The organism is uncultured Allobosea sp. (assembly GCF_945957345.1).
Classification (GTDB): Bacteria; Pseudomonadota; Alphaproteobacteria; order Rhizobiales; family Beijerinckiaceae; genus Allobosea.
This window is the reverse complement of sequence record NZ_CAMFKW010000043.1, coordinates 25,913-47,324: the sequence shown is the minus strand read 5'-3', so window position 1 is coordinate 47,324 and position 21,412 is coordinate 25,913. Positions and strand designations below refer to the sequence as shown.

22 protein-coding genes are annotated in these 21,412 nt (G+C 64.8%); 12 read left to right on the top strand and 10 right to left on the bottom strand.

The annotated features are described in order from the left end of the window. The 3 genes from Q0Q36_RS19160 to hflX form a co-directional block, all read left to right on the top strand. A partial coding sequence (locus tag Q0Q36_RS19160; RefSeq protein ID WP_293800403.1) for a sigma-54 dependent transcriptional regulator occupies positions 1 to 1,094 on the top strand: 1,094 nt, incomplete at its 5' end. A 270-nt stretch (positions 1,095 to 1,364) separates the two neighbouring features. Then, complete coding sequence (gene hfq / locus Q0Q36_RS19155; protein ID WP_038365847.1) at positions 1,365 to 1,613, top strand: RNA chaperone Hfq; 249 nt, start codon at positions 1,365 to 1,367, stop codon at positions 1,611 to 1,613. A gap of 73 nt (positions 1,614 to 1,686) precedes the next feature. Then, on the top strand, positions 1,687 to 3,015 hold the full coding sequence (gene hflX, locus Q0Q36_RS19150) for a GTPase HflX (RefSeq protein WP_293800419.1): 1,329 nt from the start codon (positions 1,687 to 1,689) through the stop codon (positions 3,013 to 3,015). A 12-nt stretch (positions 3,016 to 3,027) separates the two neighbouring features. Here hflX and mazG read toward each other — a convergent pair whose 3' ends face one another. After that, positions 3,028 to 3,864 carry a nucleoside triphosphate pyrophosphohydrolase gene (gene mazG / locus Q0Q36_RS19145; protein WP_293800398.1) on the bottom strand — a complete coding sequence of 279 codons (837 nt, stop codon included), beginning with the start codon at positions 3,862 to 3,864 and terminating at the stop codon, positions 3,028 to 3,030. 99 nt (positions 3,865 to 3,963) lie between these two features. Here mazG and arfB point away from each other — a divergent pair, with 99 nt between their 5' ends. Together arfB and Q0Q36_RS19135 are read left to right on the top strand one after the other, a co-directional pair. Further along, the gene (arfB, locus tag Q0Q36_RS19140) at positions 3,964 to 4,383 is read left to right on the top strand and encodes an alternative ribosome rescue aminoacyl-tRNA hydrolase ArfB (protein ID WP_293800396.1); all 420 of its coding nucleotides are present in this window, start codon (positions 3,964 to 3,966) and stop codon (positions 4,381 to 4,383) included. Positions 4,384 to 4,474: 91 nt separating this feature from the next. After that, on the top strand, positions 4,475 to 4,960 hold the full coding sequence (locus tag Q0Q36_RS19135) for a RecX family transcriptional regulator (protein ID WP_293800394.1): 486 nt from the start codon (positions 4,475 to 4,477) through the stop codon (positions 4,958 to 4,960). A 20-nt stretch (positions 4,961 to 4,980) separates the two neighbouring features. Here the strand turns inward: Q0Q36_RS19135 and Q0Q36_RS19130 are convergent, their stop codons facing one another. From Q0Q36_RS19130 to Q0Q36_RS19120, 3 genes are all read right to left on the bottom strand, one after another. After that, complete coding sequence (locus Q0Q36_RS19130) at positions 4,981 to 5,127, bottom strand: hypothetical protein (RefSeq protein ID WP_293800392.1); 147 nt, start codon at positions 5,125 to 5,127, stop codon at positions 4,981 to 4,983. 76 nt (positions 5,128 to 5,203) lie between these two features. Continuing rightward, positions 5,204 to 6,178: a tripartite tricarboxylate transporter substrate binding protein gene (locus Q0Q36_RS19125; protein ID WP_293800390.1), complete on the bottom strand. Its 975-nt coding sequence runs from the start codon at positions 6,176 to 6,178 to the stop codon at positions 5,204 to 5,206. Positions 6,179 to 6,401: 223 nt separating this feature from the next. Continuing rightward, positions 6,402 to 8,189, bottom strand: coding sequence for a peptide ABC transporter substrate-binding protein (locus Q0Q36_RS19120; protein WP_293800389.1), 1,788 nt, complete (start codon positions 8,187 to 8,189; stop codon positions 6,402 to 6,404). A 436-nt stretch (positions 8,190 to 8,625) separates the two neighbouring features. On the opposite strand from Q0Q36_RS19120, the gene Q0Q36_RS19115 reads away from it, so the two are divergent. Continuing rightward, complete coding sequence (locus Q0Q36_RS19115) at positions 8,626 to 8,799, top strand: hypothetical protein (RefSeq protein ID WP_293800387.1); 174 nt, start codon at positions 8,626 to 8,628, stop codon at positions 8,797 to 8,799. Between the two features lie 6 nt (positions 8,800 to 8,805). On the opposite strand, the gene Q0Q36_RS19110 is transcribed toward Q0Q36_RS19115, so the two are convergent. Beyond that, complete coding sequence (locus tag Q0Q36_RS19110; protein WP_293800385.1) at positions 8,806 to 9,948, bottom strand: MFS transporter; 1,143 nt, start codon at positions 9,946 to 9,948, stop codon at positions 8,806 to 8,808. A gap of 86 nt (positions 9,949 to 10,034) precedes the next feature. Here Q0Q36_RS19110 and Q0Q36_RS19105 point away from each other — a divergent pair, with 86 nt between their 5' ends. Beyond that, entirely contained in the window at positions 10,035 to 10,202 is a 168-nt protein-coding gene (locus Q0Q36_RS19105) for a hypothetical protein (protein WP_293800383.1), read from the top strand. Between the two features lie 155 nt (positions 10,203 to 10,357). On the opposite strand, the gene Q0Q36_RS19100 is transcribed toward Q0Q36_RS19105, so the two are convergent. Beyond that, on the bottom strand, positions 10,358 to 11,071 hold the full coding sequence (locus tag Q0Q36_RS19100; RefSeq protein ID WP_293800381.1) for a LuxR family transcriptional regulator: 714 nt from the start codon (positions 11,069 to 11,071) through the stop codon (positions 10,358 to 10,360). 395 nt (positions 11,072 to 11,466) lie between these two features. On the opposite strand from Q0Q36_RS19100, the gene Q0Q36_RS19095 reads away from it, so the two are divergent. From Q0Q36_RS19095 to Q0Q36_RS25130, 4 genes are all read left to right on the top strand, one after another. Next, positions 11,467 to 13,209, top strand: a complete 1,743-nt coding sequence (locus Q0Q36_RS19095; protein ID WP_293800379.1) for a caspase family protein — start codon at positions 11,467 to 11,469, stop codon at positions 13,207 to 13,209. Further along, a complete protein-coding gene (locus Q0Q36_RS19090; RefSeq protein WP_293800377.1) occupies positions 13,148 to 14,020 on the top strand; it encodes a hypothetical protein in 873 nt (290 codons plus the stop codon). Before Q0Q36_RS19095 ends, Q0Q36_RS19090 begins: the two co-directional genes overlap by 62 nt. A gap of 12 nt (positions 14,021 to 14,032) precedes the next feature. Then, entirely contained in the window at positions 14,033 to 14,521 is a 489-nt protein-coding gene (locus Q0Q36_RS19085; RefSeq protein ID WP_293800375.1) for a hypothetical protein, read from the top strand. Positions 14,522 to 14,700: 179 nt separating this feature from the next. Then, positions 14,701 to 15,267 carry a hypothetical protein gene (locus Q0Q36_RS25130; RefSeq protein ID WP_367187187.1) on the top strand — a complete coding sequence of 189 codons (567 nt, stop codon included), beginning with the start codon at positions 14,701 to 14,703 and terminating at the stop codon, positions 15,265 to 15,267. Here Q0Q36_RS25130 and Q0Q36_RS19080 read toward each other — a convergent pair. The 4 genes from Q0Q36_RS19080 to Q0Q36_RS19065 form a co-directional block, all read right to left on the bottom strand. Further along, positions 15,255 to 16,016, bottom strand: coding sequence for an ABC transporter ATP-binding protein (locus tag Q0Q36_RS19080; protein WP_293800373.1), 762 nt, complete (start codon positions 16,014 to 16,016; stop codon positions 15,255 to 15,257). The genes Q0Q36_RS25130 and Q0Q36_RS19080 overlap by 13 nt on opposite strands. Continuing rightward, entirely contained in the window at positions 16,013 to 17,002 is a 990-nt protein-coding gene (locus Q0Q36_RS19075) for an iron ABC transporter permease (protein WP_293800417.1), read from the bottom strand. The genes Q0Q36_RS19080 and Q0Q36_RS19075 overlap by 4 nt, the downstream gene beginning before the upstream one ends. A gap of 47 nt (positions 17,003 to 17,049) precedes the next feature. Then, on the bottom strand, positions 17,050 to 18,051 hold the full coding sequence (locus Q0Q36_RS19070; RefSeq protein WP_293800415.1) for an ABC transporter substrate-binding protein: 1,002 nt from the start codon (positions 18,049 to 18,051) through the stop codon (positions 17,050 to 17,052). Positions 18,052 to 18,211: 160 nt separating this feature from the next. Further along, entirely contained in the window at positions 18,212 to 19,192 is a 981-nt protein-coding gene (locus tag Q0Q36_RS19065) for a LysR substrate-binding domain-containing protein (protein ID WP_293800371.1), read from the bottom strand. Between the two features lie 157 nt (positions 19,193 to 19,349). Between Q0Q36_RS19065 and Q0Q36_RS19060 the strand changes: the two genes are divergently transcribed. Further along, positions 19,350 to 21,404: an FAD-dependent oxidoreductase gene (locus tag Q0Q36_RS19060; RefSeq protein WP_367187186.1), complete on the top strand. Its 2,055-nt coding sequence runs from the start codon at positions 19,350 to 19,352 to the stop codon at positions 21,402 to 21,404. Positions 21,405 to 21,412: the final 8 nt, after the last annotated feature.

Here is a 21,412-nt window from a genome sequence, read left to right as displayed (position 1 = left end):
TCTCGGCGATCAAGAGCGGCGCCTACGACTTCATCGAGAAGCCGTTCAAGGCCGACCGGCTGGTGCTGGTCGCAGAGCGCGCGCTGGAAGCGTCGCGCTTGCGCCGCGAGGTTCGCGAGCTCAAGACCCGCTCCGTCCAGGCCGATCGCATCGTTGGCCGCACCACCATCGTCAACCAGCTTCGCCAGACGATCGAGCGCGTCGCGCCGACCAACGCGCGCGTGCTGATCACCGGCGAGCCTGGCTGTGGCAAGGAGCTGGCGGCGCGCACGCTGCATGGCGCCTCGACCCGCTCCAGCGGGCCCTTCGTCGTCATCAACGCAGCGACGATCACGCCGGAGACGATGGAAGAGGAACTGTTCGGCGTCGAAGGCGGCGACGGGCGTTCGCGCCGGATCGGCGCGCTTGAAGAGGCCCATGGCGGCTCGCTCTATATCGACGAGATCGGCGACATGCCGCGCGAGACGCAGAACCGCATCCTGCGCGTGCTGGTCGACCAGAATTTCCAGCGTGTCGGCGGCGCGACGCGGGTGCATGTCGATGTCCGCGTCATCTCCTCGTCGAGCCGGGATCTCGCGCAGCTCATCGCCGACGGGCATTTCCGCGAGGATCTCTATCACCGCCTCAGCGTCGTGCCGATCAAGGTGCCGCCGCTATCGGAGCGGCGCGAGGACGTGCCGGAATTGATCGAGTTCTTCATGGAGCAGATCTCGGTCGCAAGCGGCCTGCCCAAGCGACAGATCGGCAGCGACGCCATGGCCGTGCTGCAATCGCATGAATGGCCAGGCAACATCCGCGAGCTGCGCAACAATGTCGAACGGCTGATGATCCTGACCAAGGGCGACCCTACCGCCGAGGTCACGATCGAGATGCTGCCGGCCGAGGTCGGCGCGATGGTGCCGACGACGCCGTCGGGCTCCGGCGGAGAGCGCCTGATGAGCCTGCCGCTGCGCGACGCGCGCGAGATATTCGAGCGCGAATACCTGATCGCGCAGATCGCGCGCTTCTCCGGCAACATCTCGCGCACGGCCGAGTTCATCGGCATGGAACGCTCGGCGCTGCACCGGAAACTGAAGTCTCTCGGCGTCGGCTAGTATGAAAAGCGATCGCCTCGGCTTTCGACGGAAACGTCGAAAAGGGAGGTGATGAGAGGCTGTCAGGCGCGCCATGCATGACCGTTTGCACATGACGCAGGCGGCATGCATCTAAAGTCGGCATTGCTGCACTTGCGCTGCGGGCGAAGACGACGATCTAATGGAACATCGGTGTTCCGACGCTGGTGGAATGCGCCGCCGGCCTGAAACGGAACGAATTGGATCGCTGGATTTTAATCCGATCGGCGATCCCAACAACAGGGACTACCCATGGCCGCCGAGCGGGCACAGAATCTCCAGGACACTTTCCTCAACCATGTGCGCAAGCAGAAGATCCCGCTGACGATCTTCCTCGTCAACGGCGTCAAGCTGCAGGGCGTCGTCACCTGGTTCGACAATTTCTGCGTGCTGCTGCGCCGTGACGGTCACTCGCAGCTCGTCTACAAGCACGCGATCTCGACCATCATGCCCGGCCATCCGGTGCAGCTGTTCGAGCCCGAGGAAACGGACAAGAACTGATTTGGCTGCAAGCCACAAGGACGACAACGATCGGGCGGCCACGCGCGTCACAGGCGCGAAGCCGCTCGATGAGATCGAACGCGACATCGCGGCGAATACGCGCGCCTTCGTCGTGGGACCCTATCTGCAGAAGCGCGGCGTCGCAGTCGATGCCAATCAACGCTCCTTCGCGGCGCGGCTGGACGAAGCTGTCGGCCTCGCCGCTGCGATCGACCTGACCGTCGTCGAGCCCGTGCAGGTACTGCTGACCGCATTGCGGCCGGCTACCTATCTCGGCAAGGGCAAGGTCGAGGAGCTCGCCGAGCGCATCAAGCTCGAAGAGATCGGGCTCGTCGTGATGGACTGCGCCCTGTCGCCGGTCCAGCAACGCAATCTCGAAAAGGCCTTCGGCTGCAAGGTCATCGACCGCACCGGGCTGATCCTCGAAATCTTTGGCCGGCGGGCGCGTACCAAAGAAGGCGCGCTCCAGGTCGAGCTCGCGCATCTGAACTACCAGAAGAGCCGGCTGGTGCGGTCCTGGACCCACCTTGAGCGCCAGCGCGGCGGCTTCGGCTTCCTCGGAGGCCCCGGCGAAACCCAGATCGAGGCCGACCGGCGCATCATCCAGGAGCGGATGACCAAGATCGAGCGCGACCTGGAGAGCGTGAAGAGAACGCGCTCGCTGCATCGCGCCAGCCGGAAACGCGTGCCTTATCCGATCGTTGCGCTGGTCGGCTACACCAATGCCGGCAAGTCGACGCTCTTCAACCGGCTGACCTCGGCCGAGGTGCTCGCGCAGGACATGCTCTTCGCCACGCTCGATCCCACCGCTCGCGCGATCAAGCTGCCGCATGGGGCACGGATCATGCTCTCCGACACGGTCGGCTTCATTTCCGACCTGCCGACGCAACTCGTCGCCGCCTTCCGCGCCACGCTGGAGGACGCGATCGAGGCCGATGTGCTGCTGCATGTCCGCGACGTCGCGCATGAGGATACGCAGGCGCAGGCCGCCGACGTACAGGCGATCCTGCGTGATCTCGGCATTAATCCGGACGATGGCCAGCGCGTCATCGAGCTCTGGAACAAGGCCGACCTGCTCGACCCCGCAGAGCGCGAGCGCCAGCTTGGCATCGCGACGCTCAGGCCGGATGGATCGCGCCCGGTTCTGGTCTCGGCGCTGACCGGGGAAGGCATCGAACGCCTGACACGCGCGATCGAGACCCGGATCGCGTCGAGCCGCCCGGTCTATGCGCTGGAGCTCGCTCCGGGAGACGGCAAGTCGCTGGCCTGGCTGCATGCCAATGGCGAAATCCTCGAACGCCGCGATGGCGAGGATGGCGGGCTGAATCTCGTCGTTCGCCTGCCGCTGGAGCGGGAAGGGGCGTTCACGGCCCGATTTCCGGAGGCCGAGCGGCAGGGATAAGCCCTGCCGTTGCTAGCCCGCGGACTTCTCCCGCTTCTTCACCGCCTGCCAGAGCGCTTCCATCTCGTCGAGGCTGGCATCCTTCGCGGTCCGTCCCTCCGCTTCCAGCGCCGTCTCGATCGCCTTGAAGCGACGCTCGAACTTGGCGTTGGCGGCGGCGAGGCAGCCTTCCGGGTCGGCATCGGCGTGGCGGGCGAGATTGGCGACGACGAAGAGCAGGTCGCCGATCTCCTCATGGATCGCGGCCTTGTCGCCGCCGGCGAGAGCCTCGTCGATCTCGGCCGTCTCCTCGCGGATCTTGTCGAGCACGAGCCGGGCATCGTTCCAGTCGAAGCCGACGGTGGAGGCGCGGGCCTGCAATTTCCAGGCGCGGGTCAGCGCCGGCAAGGTGTGCGGCACGCCAGCGAGCACGCCGCGCTCCTCCGCCTGCGGCGGCAAGCCAGCCGCCTCGCGTGCGGCCATCTTGGCGGCCTTCTCCTGCGCCTTGATCCGATGCCAGAGCACCTTCACCTCGGCGGGCGAAAGATCGCGCGCATCGCCGAAGACATGCGGGTGCCGACGGATCAATTTGCTGGTGATCGCCTCGACCACGTCGGGAAAGGCAAAGGAGCCTTCCTCCTCGGCCATACGGGCGTGGAACACGACCTGTAGCAGGAGGTCGCCGAGTTCGTCCTTGAGGTCGAGCTTGTCGCCACGCGCGATGGCGTCGGCAACCTCATAGGCCTCTTCCACGGTGTAAGGTGCGACCGAAGCAAAATCCTGCTCCAGGTCCCAGGGGCAACCGGTTCCCGGCGTGCGCAGTGCAGCCATGATCGCGATCAGGCCGTCAATCTCGCGAGAAGGCTTCAACGCTGCATGTCTCCATGAATGCGGGCGGAGCATTGCGCGAAAAGGCGGGAACCGGTTTTTCGCTGAGGCAATGCGCAAAATTTTGATAATCCTCCTCCCATGATTCAAGCCACCCCGTCCATCGCGATCGACGAGAGCGAAATCGAGGAAAGCTTCGTGCGCGCCTCCGGTCCGGGCGGCCAGCACGTCAACAAGGTGTCGAGCGCGGTTCAGATCCGCTTCGACGTGCGCCGCTCGCCCTCGCTGCCGAACGATGTCGCGATCCGCCTGATGAAGCTTGCCGGCAGCAAGCTGACGCAGGACGGCGTGATCGTCATCGTCGCCCAGACGCATCGCAGCCAGAAGCGCAATCGCGAGGAGGCGGTGGAGCGCCTGCTGGAACTGATCCGGGCGGCGGCCGTGCGCCCGCAGGTCCGGCGCGCGACCAGGCCGACAAAGGCCTCGAAGGAGCGCCGGCTCGCGTCCAAGGAAAAGCGCTCCGGCGTCAAGGCCGGCCGGCAGAAGCCGATATCGGACTAGCATGTTAGAGAAAGGCGATAGGCGGGGGCAGGGCGCACGCCCTACCCGAGCGCCACGGCGGATCACGCCCGACTATCTTCAGCGCGCTGCGATGCACTATCTCGAACGCTATTCCGCGCCGGCCGCGCAGTTGCGCCGCGTGCTGGCGCGCAAGATCTCCCTGAGCTGCCGCTACCACGGAGAGGACCCGGCTCTGCACGCGACCGCACTCGACGATGTCGTGGCGCGTTGTGTTTCTTCCGGGCTCGTCGACGATCAGCGATTCGCCCAGGCGCGAGCTGCAACGCTGCGTCGCCGCGGCCGTTCGGCGCGGGCCGTTGCCGCCACGCTCACCGCGAAGGGGGTGAAACGGGAGCTTGCGGAACGGGCCAGCAGCGTCGGTGACGAAGAGGAGTTGATCGCAGCCCGAAAAGCCGCACGGCGCAAGCGGCTCGGTCCGTGGTCGCGTGGTGACCGGGCTGCGAGCCGCCAGAAAGACCTCGCAGCATTGGCGCGCGCCGGCTTCTCGATCGCGATCGTCCGTGCCGTCGTCGATGGTGCAGGAGACGAGGATTCGGACGGCGACGCGCTGGCCTGATGGCGTGGCAACCGCGCCCGTCAGGTGGGGATGCAACGTTGCTTGGCCGCATCCCACACCCCGTCCTGACACGGCACGGTCGCGAAGTCGGTGAGGAGGCCGACCGCCACCAGCGCGGCAAAGCCGGCCAATGCAATCGCCAGGCCGATGACGGCCAACCTCATCATGCTCTGTCTCTCACGGCATCGCGGCCTTCGTGCAGGCCGATGCAGCGACTGGACGGAGCGCAGCGAGCCGCCGACCTCACTCCAGCTTGACCTGCGCTTCCTTGACGACCTTGCCCCAGCGCTCGACCTCGGCCGTGACGAACTTGCCGAAATCGTCACCCGCCAGGGTCGGCATCGGCGAGCCGTTCTTCTTCCAGGCGGATTCGATGGCGGGCGTCTTGAGGACCTTCTGCACTTCGTCGCGCATCCTGACCACGATCTCCGGAGGCGTGCCCTTCGGTGCCCAGAGCGCATACCAGGTTGAAACCTCGAACCCCTCCAAGCCCGCCTCCTTAGCGGTTGGCACATCTGGGACGGCTTCTGAGCGGGCAGGAGCCGCGACCGCGAGCGCCCGCAGCGCGCCGCTTTGGATCTGGGCAGCCGAGGAGCCGAGGCCGTCGAATAGCAGGTCGACCTGACCAGCGACCGTGTCCTGCAAGGCAGGGCCAGCGCCGCGATAGGGCACATGGGTCATCTTCGTTTTGGTGGAGATCTGGAAGAGCTCGCCGGCGAGATGATGCGTCGTACCGTTGCCAGCTGAGGCAAAATTCAGCTTCTCGGGGTTCTTCTTGGCGAAATCGACGAGCTCGGCCACGGTTTTGGCCTGCACTTTGCCGGGATTGACGACGATCACCTGCGGCGGCTGCGCGATGACGGCGATCGGGATGAAGTCCGTCTGGATGTTGTAGTCGAGCTTCGGGTAGAGCGCCGGCGCGATGGCATGATGCGCCGCTCCGACAAAGAAGGTGTAGCCGTCGGCCTTCGCCCGCGCCGCGGCCGATGCGCCGACCGTGCCGCCGGCGCCGCCGCGATTCTCGATGATGATGCGTTGGCCAAGCTGCTGGTCGAGCTGGGCTGCGAGCGGCCTTGCGAAGGCGTCGGTGCCGCCGCCGGCCGGGAAGGGCACGATGAAGGTGATCGGCCGTTGCGGCCAGGTCTCGGCAGCGGCAGGCGCGGCAGCCAGCAGGGCGAAGGCCGCGGTTGCGAGGATCAGGTCTCGTTTCGTCGTCATATTGGTGTTTCTCCCTTGATTCGGCGCTTTTTCAGCCCCTGCCTTCGAGGCGGGCAGGGTTCAGGAGAACAGGAGCAGTTTTCGGCGGGACCGCCATGCCGAAGCATCTGCAGCGCCGCCTATCGGGTTCTAACGCGAAAGAGTGACCCCGGCGCTGTTTGGGCCGGGGCCAGGCTTGAATGGAGGCCGGATCATGCTCCGGCCTCCGGACCGCGGATGACGGTCAGGTGCGATACCAGCTCGCCAGGTTCCAGGTCGTGACCTCCCAGCCGGAGATGTCCGGGGTCAGGTTGTTGGCGGAGGCGCCGACGACCGTGCGTGAGAGGACCGGGAGGAGGACATTGGCCTCACAGAAGATCTCGTTGACCTTGATCAGGAACGCCGCGCGCTTGACCGGATCGAGCTCCTTCTGGGCAGCCTTGTAGGCCTTGTCGGCCTCGGGATCGGACCAGCGCGAGACGTTGCGGCCGAGCCACTTGTTCTCCTTGTTGGCGATCTCCCAGGAGACGAGCTGGTTGAGGAAGCGCTCCGGATCGGGCTGTGGCTGCGTGGTGGTGTACATCTCCATGTCGCAGTACAGCTTGGTGTAGGTGTCGGGGTTCGCCACGTCCGACGAGAAATAGACCGAGGCCGTGACCGACTTCAGCTCGAGTTCGATGCCGGCGCGCTGGCAAGCCTGCTTGATGATGGCCTGGGTCTTCTGGCGCGGGGCGTTGATCGAGGTCTGGAAGACGTATTTGAGCTTCTTGCCGTCCTTTTCACGGATGCCGTCGGCACCCTTCTTCCAGCCGGCGTCGTCGAGGATCTTGTTGGCCTTGTCGATGTTGAACTCGTATTTGAGCTTGGTCGACTTGAATTGCTTCGGCTCGTTGACGAAGCTCGCCGTCGCGACGCCGCCGCGGCCATAGATGAACTTCTCGATCGAATCCCGATCGATCAGCAGGTTGATCGCCTGGCGCACGGCCGGATCGCTGAGCGAGGGATGCTTGGTCTTGACGCTGGAGCGCTCGCCATCGACTTCGGTCCACGGATCGGTGGTGTTCAGGATGATGAACTCGACGTCGCCGCCCTTCACCGCCACGACCTTGCCGCGCCCCCCTGCTTCCATGCGCTTGAGGACCTCGTCCTCGACCTGCATGTTCCAGGCATAGTCGTATTCGCCGGTCTGCAGCACGGCGCGCGCTGCCGAGACCGCATCACCCCCGCCCTTGACCTCGAGCGTGTCGAATTGCGGCTTGTTCTTGACGTGATAGTCCTCGTTGCGGGTGCCGGTCAGGATATCGCCCGGCTTGAAGTCGACGAACTTGTAGGGGCCGGTGCCGACAGGCTTCAGGTTCGCCGGCGCCTCGCGCGATTTCGCACCCTTGTAGTCGCCGAAATGATGTTTCGGGATGATCATGCCGGCAACGCCGACGAAGGGGTCCGCCCAGAAGGGGGTCGCTTCCTTGAAGATCACCTTGATGGTGTGGTTGTCGATCTTCTCGACCTTGATATTGGCATAGGAGCCGGTGGTGTAGGCGGCGGTCGCCGGGTCGGCAGCGTATTCCCAGGTGAAGATCGCATCGTCGGCCGTGAACGGCTTGCCGTCATGCCATTTCACGCCCTGCTTCAGTTTCCAGATCACTTCCTTGCCGTCGGCGGAGAGGCCGCCATTGGCCTTGCTGGGAATCTCCGCCGCGAGCTGCGGAACGAGGTTGCCGTCCTTGTCCCAGCCGGCGAGCGGCTCGAAGAAGATGCGCGAGGCGATCTGGTCCTTGGTGCCCGATGCGAAATGCGGGTTCAGCAGGGTCGGAGCCTGCCAGAGCAGGATCTTCAGCGGGCCGCCGCCGCCGGCCTTGGTCGGCTTGTAGCCATCGGCCGGCTGGGCCATCGCGACGTCGTTCCAGACCAGTATCTGGCTCGCGAGCGGCGCCGTGATGCCCACGGCCGCCATTTTCCGGATGAACGATCGTCGCGACAACGACCCATCCTTCACACCCGCGACCAAGCCGCGGATTTCCTCTTCCTTCATCGAAATCCCTCCACCTTTTTCAGCAAAATGATGCCCCCGGCATTGAATGCCGTGTTGTGTTGGCGCGTCAGCAATGCATGGCCGGGCGCGGGCGTCCAGTCAGCGAAAAGGCCTAACATGTCGGGGAGGCCGGCAACGCCCATCGCGAGGCAGAGACTGACGTAAAGGCACTGTGCGTACGCTTTCTTCGTCTTGCTCTTGGCTTAAAGTGTGTTTTCTCAAGAGCAACCGCAGTTTGCGCGCAATTTTACAGATCGGTTTGAACGCAATTTGAGAGTTCCCGATCCTTAGTGCCCCCGCGAACATGTGGCTGCGGGGGTTTATGTTCACGCGATACGCGACCTTCATCTTCCTGATCGGCTTGAGCGCTCTCTTCTTCACGAGCGGAAGGTCGGCATCGAGGCACCAAGGAGACGAGCAGGGGCGGAGGCACGTCGTGACGGCAGCCGAAGATGGGGCAAGCCCCGATGCCGCCAGGACCGATGCCGACATCGTCCCCGATCTGATCCGAAAGCGGCCGCCGCTGCGGCCTCGGGCCTCGGCGGGCCTGAACCAGATGATCGGCGCCCCCGAGGGCTCGATCATCCCGGCCTCCGCCGGACCGGGATGATCTCTTTCAACGACGGCGTGACGCGATGGCGACGATAAGCGCCACGCAGATCATCAGGCCGCTCACCGTGATCAGAGCCGTCTGCAGAGATACCGCCGTCATGATGGCGCTGGCGATGATGATTCCGGTGGCGTTCGCGGTGCGCAGCAAGGCGAAGACCTCGGGCCGCCTCTTCGGCGGCGCGAGGGAATCGAGGATCAGCGAGTAATAGGTGCCCAGGGGCGCGAGGACCACGCCGACCAGGACGGCGCCGAGGACCGTGACAGGCATGGAGATCTGCAAGGCGGCGAGAATGGCACCGGACGCCATGATCGTCAGCTGGATCAGGACCGCGCGGCGGCTTCCCATGCGGTTGCGGACGCTGACCCAGATGCCGCCGGCCACCGAGGCGAGGCAGAGAGGGACGGTGAAAAGGATCGCCAAGGCAGGCGCGTAGCCGAAATGCAGCGCCAGGGCGACGGCGCCGATCTCCAGAGCCGCCACGGTCGAACTGCCCGCGGCGGCGCATATCAGCCAAAGCAGGATCGCTGGGCTAACGACCGAGCCATCGGCCTGATGCGCCTCTTCGGCCGGTGCCGGCATCACGGTCGGAACGAGCAAGGCCGGTATGGCGCCGAGAGATGCGATCGCCAGGACGGCGAAGACCGGCGACAGCGTGCCCAGGCCGGATGCCATCACGGGTGCCAGGACGAACGTCACTTCGTTGAGCGTCGACGCGATTCCGAGTGCCCTCGGCAGCTTCGCCGACGGCGCGAGCTGGTTGAGGATGGTCCGAAGGTAGCCGAATGCGGCGCCGTTCACTGCTCCGGCCAGCGCCGAGAGCACGACCAGCCAGATGAACGGCACGGAATAGTGCGCCAGTAGGGCGAGACCTCCGAGCGCCACCGTACGGAACAGCACCAGCACGCGCAGGAAGGCCGTCGGCGGCAGGCCGCTTCCCGCCCTGGTGATGGGGATCGCGCCGGCGACCTGGGCCAGCGTCATCGCCAGGATCATGCCGGCGCCGCCGCTGGTGTCGCCCGTCAGAGCCAGCGCGACCAGCGCGAAGGCGACCGGCCCTGCGGCCTGCGGGACGGGAAGGGTCGCGGATGAGATGAACCAGCGAACCAGAGATGCTGCGCCGGCTTTGCTGATCGTGTCGGTGGTCATGAAGCGGCCCGGGGCGGAAAAGGGCCGGGCCGTTCCCGGACATTGAAATCCCGCGATGGGAGCGAGGACGTTACCTCTCGAGCCTGATGAGCGATCCAGGCAAGGCTGTCAATCGGACGCCGCTGCGCTGGCGCAAGGGCCGCGACCACAAGGCGGGGCTTCAGGTGCGGGACATGGCCCGGCGCGGTTTTCGATCCGCAATAATCGTCGATTCTCCGGGGGGCAAAATTCAGCCGTTCTGGCGTCTGATCTGAGCCCTTAAAACTGGATCGCTTGGGTTAGAGTTTTCCGCGTCGTTTCCGCTGAGCTAGGAGGTGACCCTATCGCAGGAACGAGGTCTGCCGGGCCGCTTACTGATCCGGTGCAATTTGGTTTGCTCAGTCCGATCGCGATAGAGAGGCTGCAAGCGTCACAACAGTCCTCTGAGGCAAATTTGCGCCACGGCTTGCGCGCGATTGCGAACGCCGAGCTTTTGGCGGGCATTTCCGAGATGAAAGCGAACCGTCTCCGAGGAGATCGCAAGGATGGAGCCGATCGCATCGTCGCTCTGGCCGTCGGCCACCCAACGCAGGCATTCCAATTCGCGGGCCGTCAGCATATCCCAAGCATCGTCGCTTCGGTCGAGATCGAGCAGCATGCGACAGCGCTCATGGGTGGCGGTCGCCAACATGATCAAGCGCATCCGCTTGCTCTGATCTACCTTGAAGGACCGTTCGCGCGTCGACATGCCCACCGCAGCAAAGTACCCTCCCGGACCATGGATCGGGACCACGAGGCCATCTGTCCAGCCCCACTCCTTCACCGTTCGCCAGACTTCCTTTTCGCCATCACTCTGTCGTCGTTCCGCTTGAAGTTCTCGCCAGGTGAAAGGTGAGCTGCGCCTCCTGGTCGCGCGAAATATCGGGCTTTTGCGCGTGAACTGGCGTTTCTCGCTGAGCATCTGCCAGTTCTCAGGCCAATTCAGAAAAAAGGTCTGAACGGGTTGCCCGGCGCTCGGACTCAAGGCACGCGCTGCGGAGCTGACAAAGCCCTCTTTCGCGACGACCGCCGCGAACGTTGCTCCGACCTCGGCTAGGTTGCCGCATCTGAGCAGCGCTTCGGCGAAGGGGTCGATCATGCTCATCGGGTTGGCGCCGATCTCAGAGGACGGGATCGTGACAGCTTATTCGAAAGGGTCAAGCCGGCCGGATCGCCGGGATGATGGTTCGGCCGACGCGACAGTGGCTGTGTTTCGCCCGATCTCTCTGCCTCGGGCTTCGAGATCCGGGTCAATGTCGTGCCCGATCGAACGCTTGCCGTTGCAGGAGGCGAGAAAGCTTTTCGGGTCTGAATGAAGCCGCCGCCATCCGAAAAGACGCGCGACGGTCTGGTCGACGCGATGTGGTATCCTCCGACCTGTCATCGGCTCCTATTGCATCCGCAGAAGCGAAAGCACCTCCCGTTTCAGGGAGGTGCGCGTTGGGCGACGCTCGCCGATGATGCACTTCGCCGCCGCATGCTTCTCTCGGTTATCGCGACATGGGTCCCCATAAGCTTCCTCTATTTCAGGCATTGCGGTGTCAGCTTGAGATAAGGGCAATTTTGGCGCGTGGTCTGATCGCGGCCATCGCGATGCTGGCCGTCTCGACCGCCCATGCGGAACGCAGGGTCGCCCTGGTGATCGGCGTCTCGCGCTATGAGCACGTCCCCGCCCTCAAAAACAGTCTCAATGACGAGGCCGATATGGCGGCGGCGCTTCGCGATATCGGCTTCGACGTGACCGAGATCCGCGATCCCGACCAAAAAGCCATGTCGGACGGCATCGCTACCTTCAGCCGCAAGCTGCCGGGTACGGATGTCGCCGCCTTCTACTATTCCGGCCATGCGATCCAGATCGGGGAGCGGAATTTCCTGATTCCGCGCGACGCCGACCTGGAACTTCCGAGCGACGTTGCCTTGCGGACGCTCGACCTCAACGCCGTGATTGCCGGGATGGAAAGCAGTGCCCGCGTCCGCATCATTCTTCTGGACGCTTGCCGGGACAATCCGTTCCAGGGATTGGCGGGCATGCGCTCCATTGCAACGCGCGGCCTTCAGCCCATTCAATCCGGAGTCGGCACCTTCGTGGCCTTCGCCACAGCGCCCGGCAGCACCGCCGCCGATGGCGACGGCCGCAACAGCCCGTTCGCCCGTGCCCTGCTCAAATATATCCGCATGCCGGGATTGGAGATGAACCAGGTCCTGCGCAATGTCAGGGCGGATGTCTACGCCGCCACGGCCGGGCGACAGGTCCCGTGGGATCACTCCTCGCTGATCGGTGAACTTGTGCTCGTGCCGCAGGGCGCGCCAGCGGAGCCGAAGGTTGCATCGCTCACCGTACCGGCTACGCCTGCCGCGCCCCCGGCTCCGGCACCTGCTTCGCCGGGTTCCGCTGCAGGCGCTCCCGCTGTGGAACCTGCCGAGCGGTCCACGAATACGGACACCCGACCGGGCGCCGTTGCGTCGCCGTCCAGCGAGCCGCAGCCGATAGCGACAGACGACGCCTACGCTCTCTACGGCAAGAAACCGGGTGCGAAAGCTTTCGCAGTTTCCGCGAACGGATATTACGGCATGGCGACCTCGAGCCCCAGCGCCAACAAGGCGACCCTCGTCTCGCTCTACTGGTGCAACAGGCGCTCGGGCTCGATCTGCCGCCTCAAGAAGATTCAGAACAGCTCGACCCTGGAGACCTACGATCGCTTCGACAGGCTCAGCGCCGCCGCGCTGACGAAGCTCGCGGGGGCAGCGCCGGGCGGGGACCCCGCTGGCGAGGGCATCGACAGCCATGTCCGAAACCCCTCCAACCTGCATCCCGAGCCCTATCACGGCCTGACGCCACTCACGGCTCCCGGCGCGGAAAGGATCACCACGGTGGGGCTCGTCAAGATGATGAACGGGGCGGACAAGCCCGTCCTGATCGATGTGGGGGGGTGGAATGCCGAGCATGACACGCTTCCGGGCGCATACTGGTTCCAGGGAGCCGGGGTCGTCACCCCGAAAGCCGATGAAATGGCCAAGATTTCGGATTTGCTGAGCCGCCTGCTCGGCTCGCTTCTCGGCGACAAGGAGCGCCCCGTCGTCTTCTTCTGCACCGGGCGGGACTGTTGGCTTTCGCACAACGCCACGATGCGGGCGGTCGCGAGCGGCTACAAGCGTGTCTACTGGTATCGCGGTGGCGTCGATGCGTGGCGCGCGGCCCGTTTGCCGCTGGTCAGGTCGGTTCAGCACGCACAGATCAACTGAGCGATCCGTGGCCATCCGTCGTTGCCCCTATTGTGTCGAAACGATCGAGGCGGCTGCGATCGTTTGCCCGCATTGCACTCGTGATCTCTTATTCGCCAAGCCGCTGATGGACAGTATCGACGCCTTGTCGGAACGGGTCGCTGCTCTTGAAGCCTCCATGGCCGAGGCCGCAGAGGCCGCGCAGTCGGAGCGGCCTGCCGCTCAGACGGCTTTGCCTGCAGAGGCCGCAGGCATCGCGGTCGCGCAGCGGGAAACGGGATCAGTCCGTTGGGCTATTCCGATCATGCCGATCGTGACGCTCATTGCCGCTCATGCGATCCTGATCGTGCTGCTGGATGCCAGGCTGGTCTATTTGCGCCTGCTCTCGATCGGGCTCCCATTCGTCGCCGGCTTCCTGTTTCGCAAAGGTGCGCCCGGTTTCATCTGGATCGATGTGATCGTCGGGCTGCTGGTCGCCTGTCTCGCGATCGCTGGCATGCTCTGGAATGTTGCGCGTGCCGACGGCGTGCCGTTGCTCCCGGCAGGTCGCGAGGAATGGAGCGAGACTTTCCAGTACGGGTTGAGCATCGCTCTCGGCTTCGTCAGCGGTGCGCTGCTGCGGCGGGTCGTCTTGATCGCGACGTTGCCGGACGCGGCCGGCGGCGTCTTCGCGAGGCTGGCGCGTGCCATCGCGAAGGATATCGTTGGAGATGTCGAGGACGCCTCCTTCGAAAAGCGGCTGAAGAAGGTCGAGAGCCTGATTACGTCCGGTGTGGCGATTGGTGCGGCGATTCTGTCGGGCATCCTCGGTCTCAGCCGGTTTCTCAGCTAGGAGGAGCTCATCATGACTGCATCGTCCCGCGATATCCCCGCCAGAGCCGCGCTGGCTGCGACCGCCGCCTTAAGCCTGCTCGTGACAGTGCCGCTCTGCGCGCAGGCTCAACAGGCAGTCATTCTCGTGACGAACGAGGAAGCGGCTTTGCCTCCTCTCCCGGAATCGGGGGAACAAGGCAAGGGGATCACGCGCGGTCCCGGTATCGAACCGCTGACCCCCGGGAACGGCGTGACGATCGCAGCGCCGACGCCGTTTCGCATCCGCTTCACCCAACGTAACGATGTGCCGATCAATCCCGACAAGGTCAGGGTCACCTATCTGCGCAATCAGCCGGTGGACATCACCCTGCGGTTGCGCAGCTATGTCACGCCGAACGGGATCGATATTCCGCTGGCGAGCGTCCCGCCGGGTCATCATGTTTTCCGGATCCAGGCGGAGGATGGATTGGGCCGCCAGACGACGGCGGTCTTTCATTTCGATGCAAAAGGTAAAAACTGACGTCGATGCGTATCGCTGCCTGACGTCGAGCAAGGTCGGCTTCCGGGCAGTGAGTAAATGTCGCCAATTGGCGTATGGGCAAGGCAGCGCTTTGGCGCAATGCCCAGCCGGTCTGACGCCCGCAAACAGGGATCTGGGGCAGGCTTGCCGGCCTCGTGGTCGCTGTGGGCGACGTTGTGATGAAGTCACTCCGTCGGCGAGTGCCTGGCGAGATGCTGCTGCGAGCTGTGATGGAAGGGCGAGGTCGGAGGCGGACCCGGGCCCTCTCGTCGGCGGCAAACGCCCATGTTCAGGCCGCGGCGCCTTGGGCGGCGCTCCACGGCGATCGCCTCGCTGCAGCATTCACGACCCGCTCCGCTCTTCGCCTCATCGAAATCTGCGCCAGCGTGGCTTGGAGCATCATTCCGGATCTCGCAGCCTCGGCCATTATCGCAGCGGGCGGAACGGCAAGTGCAAGCTCACCCGCGTGGCCGGACGACATCGAGAGCCGGCTTCTCGATGATCGAGGCACGAGAACAGTCCTTACGGCGTCATTCGCGCCAGTGGCGAAACTCAATGCCGAACATGTTGCATCTCTCTGCCAATCAGGAGAGAGACAGCAGGCTGCCGAAAATTCTGCGCGGTCGGCAATGGGGCAGGAGCCGATGCGCTCCAAGCCACGAGTGTCCGCTTCCGGGCAAGGCGCAAACGTCCGGTTATGGCGCGCCGCTTCCGTGGTCGAAGCGCGCGGCGCTCAGCGCAGGTAGTGGATATGCGGCCTTAGATGATGCGGAGAGGTCTCGACGCGGGCCTCGACCGAAAAGACATCGCGCAGGAGAGCTTCGGTGATCACGGCGTCGGGAGCACCGGACGCCACGATTTTTCCCTGCTGCATGACGATCACCGCATCGCAGAACATGGCGGCGTGGTTGAGATCGTGCAGGGCGACAACGCTGGTGATCGGCAGGCTCGCGACGAGTTTCAGCACGCCGATCTGGTGCTGGATGTCGAGATGGTTGGTCGGCTCGTCCAGGACTAGCTCGGTCGGGGTCTGCGCGAGCGCCCTGGCGATGTGCGTGCGCTGCTTCTCGCCGCCCGAGAGGCTCTGCCAGCGGTCGCCGCGCCGATCCTGCAGGCCGGCGCGCAGCAGCGCCTCGTCCACGGCACGGTCGTCGGCACGGGTCCAGCGCGATAGCCAGGATCGGTGGGGGAACCGCCCGAGTCGGACGATATCGGAGATGCGGAGATTGGCGCTGGTGGTCGCGTGCTGCTCGACGAACGCGACGCGTCGCGCCACGGCCCGTGCGCCGAGTGACGAGAGCTCGTTGCCGTCCAGCAGCACGCGGCCCGATTGCGGACGCTTCAGGCCTGTCAGGAGGCGCAGGAGCGAGGTCTTGCCGGAGCCGTTGGGGCCGAGCAATCCGACCATCCGGCCTGGCTCCGCGGAGAAGGAGACGCCGTCAACGATCGTCTTGCTGCCGATCCGCCAGACCAGGTTCTCTGCCGTGATGCTCATGAGGCGCGCTGCAAGCGGTAGAGGATGATCGAGAAGAACGGTACGCCGACAAGCGCCGTGACGACGCCGATCGGGAGCACCTGCTGCGGGATCAGCGCTCGCGAAGCGACATCCGCCAGCACCATGAAGACCGCGCCGATCAGCATGCAGGCCGGCAGGAGCCGGACATGGAGCGGGCCGACGAGCGCGCGCGCCGTATGCGGCACGATCAGGCCAACGAAGCCGATGGAGCCGACCATGCTGACGATGGTCGCGGTCATCATCGCGGTGAGGGCGAAGAGCACGATCCGGGCCCGGTCGACATTGACGCCGAGAGATGCCGCCGTCTCGTCGCCGAAGGCGAAGGTGTCGAGCGTCCTGGCATAGCAGAGGCAGGCGACGAGCCCGATGCTGACGACGAGCGAGACCAGCATGAATTCCGGCCAGCGTACGCCGCCGAAGCTGCCGAGCAGCCAGAACATCACGTCGCGTGCCTGCTGGGCGTTGCCGGATGTGGTGACGATATAGGAGGTCGTGGCGTTGAAGAGCTGCGAGGCCGCGACGCCGGCCAGGATGGTGCGGTCGGCGCCGCCGCGCGTCCCGTTCGACAGCAGGGCCACGAAGCAGAACGCCGCGAAGGCGCCGAAGAAGGCGCCCCCCGACAGCGAGAGAACGCCGCCGCCCAGGCCCAGGATGATGATGGCGACCGCGCCCGTCGATGCTCCCGCAGAGATCCCGAGCACATAGGGCTCCGCCAGCGGGTTGCGCAGCAGCGACTGCATGATAGCGCCTGACAATGCGAGGCCCGCGCCGCAGAAGGCCGCGACCAGTGCGCGGCTCAAGCGATAGTCCCAGATCACCGTCTCGTAGACGCGGTCGATCTCCGTCGCGGTCCAGCCGAGCCGGTTGGTGATGGCAGTGAAGGTCGTGCCGAGCGGAATCGGCAGGTCGCCGATGCCGGTGCTGAGCCCGATGGCGAGCCCGATCGCCACCAGCGATACCAGCATCAGGCCGGCAAAGACCGCCTTGCCTTCGAAAGCGCCGCTTCCGGAGATCACTTGAGCAGGCCGAGCGCTTTCAATTGCTGCGCCACCTGCTCGGCGCCATAGATCGTGCGGACGCTCGGGTTCATGGCTTGGCCATCCATGACCACGATCGCCTTGTTCCTGACGGCTGGGAGCTGGCTGACCGCCGGGTCCGTATTCAGGAACTTGATCTTGGCCTCCGGCTTGTCGAGTTCCCAGCGGTTACGATCGAGGCTGGCGACGACAATCACGTCCGGCTTCGCGGCGATGATGCCTTCCCATCCCAATGTCGGCCATTCGGCCTCGGCGCCAATGGCATTGCGGCCGCCGAGCAGGTCCGCGATGAAGCCGGAAGCGCCGTTCTTGCCGCCGAGATAGGCGTCTGCCGAGGGGGAGGGGCTGGAGAACCAGAAGACGTAGGAGAGCTTCTTGTCGCCCGGTGTCACGCTGGCGCGCAGCGCTGCCTCGCGCGCCTTGAAGTCGGCGATCAGGGCCTGGCCACGATCCGCGATATCGAAAATCCGCGAGAGCTCGTCGATCTCCTGATAGAGTGTCTCCATGCTCCAGAGCTGGCCACGGTTGCCATACGCGTCCTTGCTGCCCTTGGTGTCCAGGCAGGTGCTTGGGGAAAGATAACTCGGAACGCCGACGCGCTCGAAATCCTCGCGCTTGGCAACCTTGCTGCTCGGCCCGAGCAGGGTTGGAAGTGCCGCGGCGACGAAATCGGGCCGCTCGGCGAGCATGCTCTCGAAGGTGGGGAACTCCACGGTCAGGAGCTTCACCTTGGCATTGGCTTCGGCGAGCTGCGGCAGAACCTTGCTCGGCCAGAAGGCCGTGCCCACCATCCGGTCCTGGAGCCCGAGCAGCAGCAAGATCTCGGCGCTGTTCTGCCCGAGCCCGATGGCGCGTTGCGGCGCTTTCTGGAAGGTGACCTTCGCCCCGCAATTATCGAGCGTCAGAGGGTAGCTCGTCGGAGCTGCCGCAAGCGGATTTGTCAGTGCACCTGCGGCGCAAACCGCAAGCGCGACCAGGAGCGATTTGAAGTGGCTCACGCGCAATGTCCAGGAAATGTTGTCTGTGCGGCGTGTTCTTAATGACCTCGCGGGGGAAGGGCTAGTCGAGTCGAAAACATTATAAGTATTCTAAATTATTGAGCTGATTACTTCGGTGCACGCTGGCTGCCTGCGCCCATCATTTCAGCCCCGATCGTGCGATGTCAGGCGATGGTTGCGGCCGTGGCCGGAGCGCCTCGTCGAGCGCGGCCAGTTCCTCGGCAATCTGGGCTCTAAGCCATAGCGCCACCCCTTCGACCATCGGGTTCAGGGGTCTTGATCGCGGCGCGATCAGGCTGTGGTGCTGCCCCGTGCGGATGATCAGGTCAGACGCGGGAACCAGGATTCCTTTCAGCAAGGCACTCGAGACCACGCTGAGCCAGCCAAGAGCGATGCCTTCCCCGTTCAGCGCAGCCTGCAGGATGACCGAGTAGTCGGTGAATTCGTGCCAGATGCCTTTCGAGCTGCTGCGATGGGCGACATTGCCCCATTCCCGCACCCATCTGGGCATCGCATGGTCCGTGAGCCACAGGAAGACATGTCCCGATCCGTCCCCGGCGTGATCGAGCCTGCCCCGCGTCTTCAGATAAGCCGGGCTGCAGACGGGGAAGATGATCTCCGGCGCGAAGAACCAGCGATGGTAGCGCGGGTCGTCGTCTTCGACGATGCGCGTCGCCAGATCCACATTGTCCGGGACGCCGCCAAGGACACCGGGAATGAGATCGAATCGGATATCGATCTGCGGAAAGGCGGCATGGAATTCGCCCAGCCGCGGCAACAGCCAATGGGCCACGAAGGAGCTGGACATGGACAGCGTAACCACCGGCTTCGCCGCAGTCTGCCGCTGTCGGATCGCCTGGACCGTATCGGCGATGCGCCCGACGGCATCTCCGACGACGCCGAAGAGATCGCTTCCATCAGCGGTCAGTTCGAGCCCGCGTGCCCGCCGTTCGAAAAAGCGGGCGCCCACCGCAGCTTCCAGCTCGGCAACGCTGCGGCTGATCGAGGGCTGGCTGACGTTGAATTCCGTAGCAGCCGCCGTGAAGCTGCCGGTGCGGGCCGCTGCCTCGAAAACCAGAAGCCCGCGCGCTGACGGAATGAGGCGGGAGAGCTGAGCCATACGCTCAGCGTATGCTTCTCCCAAGGTTTTTCAATCTGGTCCGGTTGCAGGGTTGCCGCCACGATCATTGTGTCTGCTTAGCGACACAACGGCTTCGTGCTTGCGGAGCGGAAATAGCGCAGCCGTCCCGTTCCGGTTCGATCAGGGAAGCCATTCGATGAGCGCAACGGTTGCCATGCCGGGTCGGCCCCACGCCGCATCGTGCGATCCGCTCCTGGAGTCGTTCGCTATCAAGAGGCTGCGGTTTCGTAACCGCATCGTTAGCACCAGCCATGCCTCGATGCTGGACGATGGCGGCCTGCCGCTCGAACGATACCAGCGCTATCACGAGGAAAAGGCTCGTGGCGGCCTTGCCATGACGATGATCGGCGGCTCGGCGATGACATCGCCGGATTCGAGCTGGGGTGGCGGCCAGCTCGATCTCTCCAGCGACCGGATCATTCCGCATCTCGCTGCGCTGTCCGAGCGTATTCACGGCCATGGTGCAGCCGTGATGTGCCAGGTGTCGCATCTTGGACGCCGCGCAACCTCCTATGGCTGGAACTGGCTTCCGGTGCTGGCGCCGTCGCGCGTCAGGGAAACGCGCAATCGCAATTTCCCCAAGGAGATGGACGATGCGGACATCGCGCGGATCGTCCGGGATTACGCCGATGCGGCGCTGCGCTGCATGGAGGGCGGGCTCGACGGCATCGAGACGGTAACCGGCGGCCATCTCATCGGTCAGTTCCTGTCACCGCGCACCAACAAGCGCAGCGATAGTTTCGGCGGCTCGCCGGAGAATCGGGCGCGTTTCGGGCTCATGGTGCATGAGGCGATCCGCAAGCGCATCGGCGACGAGGCGATCGTCGGCATCCGCTTCGTGATCGACGAGGGCGTGGCCGACGGTTCGGATTTCGAGGATTGCCTGCAACTCGCCCGGATTTTCGAGCGCGAAGGCCATATCGACTATTTCAACTGCATCTACGGCCGCATGGACACCGATCTCGCGCTGGCCGAGGACAACATGCCCGGCCTGTTCCAGCGCAACGCGCCTTATCTCGGCTCGGTGGCGCAGTTTCGCCGCGAGACGAAGCTGCCGCTGATCCATGCCGGCGGCATTCGCGATGTCGCGACGGCCCGCCATACTATCCGCGAGGGTGTCGTCGACCTGATCGGCATGACCCGCGCCCATATCGCCGACCCGTATCTGGTCGAGAAGATCAGGCGCGGTGAGGAGGAGCGGATCCGCCCTTGCGTCGGTGCTTCCTACTGCCTCTACAAGAAGGTCAACTGCATCCACAACGCCGCCAGCGGGCGCGAAACCGCGCTCGACCATGAGGTTGCGCCGGCCTCCCGGCGCCTGAAGGCAGTCGTGGTTGGCGGCGGGCCGGCCGGGTTGGAAGCCGCCCGCGTCTGCGCCGAGCGAGGGCATTCGGTCGTGTTGTTCGAGGCCGCCGCGAAGCTCGGCGGGCAGTTGCTCGTCGCCACGGCGGCCGAGGAGCGTCGCGATCTGATCGGCATCGTCGACTGGCGCATCGCGGAGCTTGAACGGCTCGGCGTCGATGTCCGGGTGAACTGCTATGCGGAGGCCGACACCGTTCGCGCCGAGGCGCCGGATCTCGTGATCGTCGCCACAGGCGGCGTTCCGGATACCGACTGGTTCGAAGGTTCGGAACTCTGTGACACTGTCTGGGACGTGCTGACCGGCACGGTGCCGGGGAAGAGCGACGTGCTCATCTATGACGGGACAGGTCGCCAGGCCGCGGCCTCCTGCGCATTGCAGCTGGCCCGGCAGGGGCGATCGGTCTGTCTGGCGACGCCCGACGACGCGCTTGCCGTCGAGATGTCCTATATCGACAAGTCGAGCTTCCGGAAGCGCTTCGCCGAGCTCGGCATCCGCTCGCTGGTCGATATCAGGCTGGAGAAGGTCGAGCGCCGGGGCAACGCCCTGCGGGCCACGTTCCGCAATGAGCTGACGGGGGCGGAAAGCCGGGTCGAGGCCAGCCAGATCATCGTGGAACACGGCACGCTGCCGGCCGCCGAGATCTATCACGAATTGCGGCATCTCTCGGCCAATGACGGCGTGACCGATATCGCTTTCATGCTGGGGAGCGAGGAGGCGGCAACGCCCGCGCGGGGGAGCTTCCTTCTGCACCGCATCGGCGACGCCGTGTCGAGCCGGGACGTCTATTCCGCGATCTACGAGGCCTACCGGCTCTGCTCCAAGCTCTGAGCCGTCGG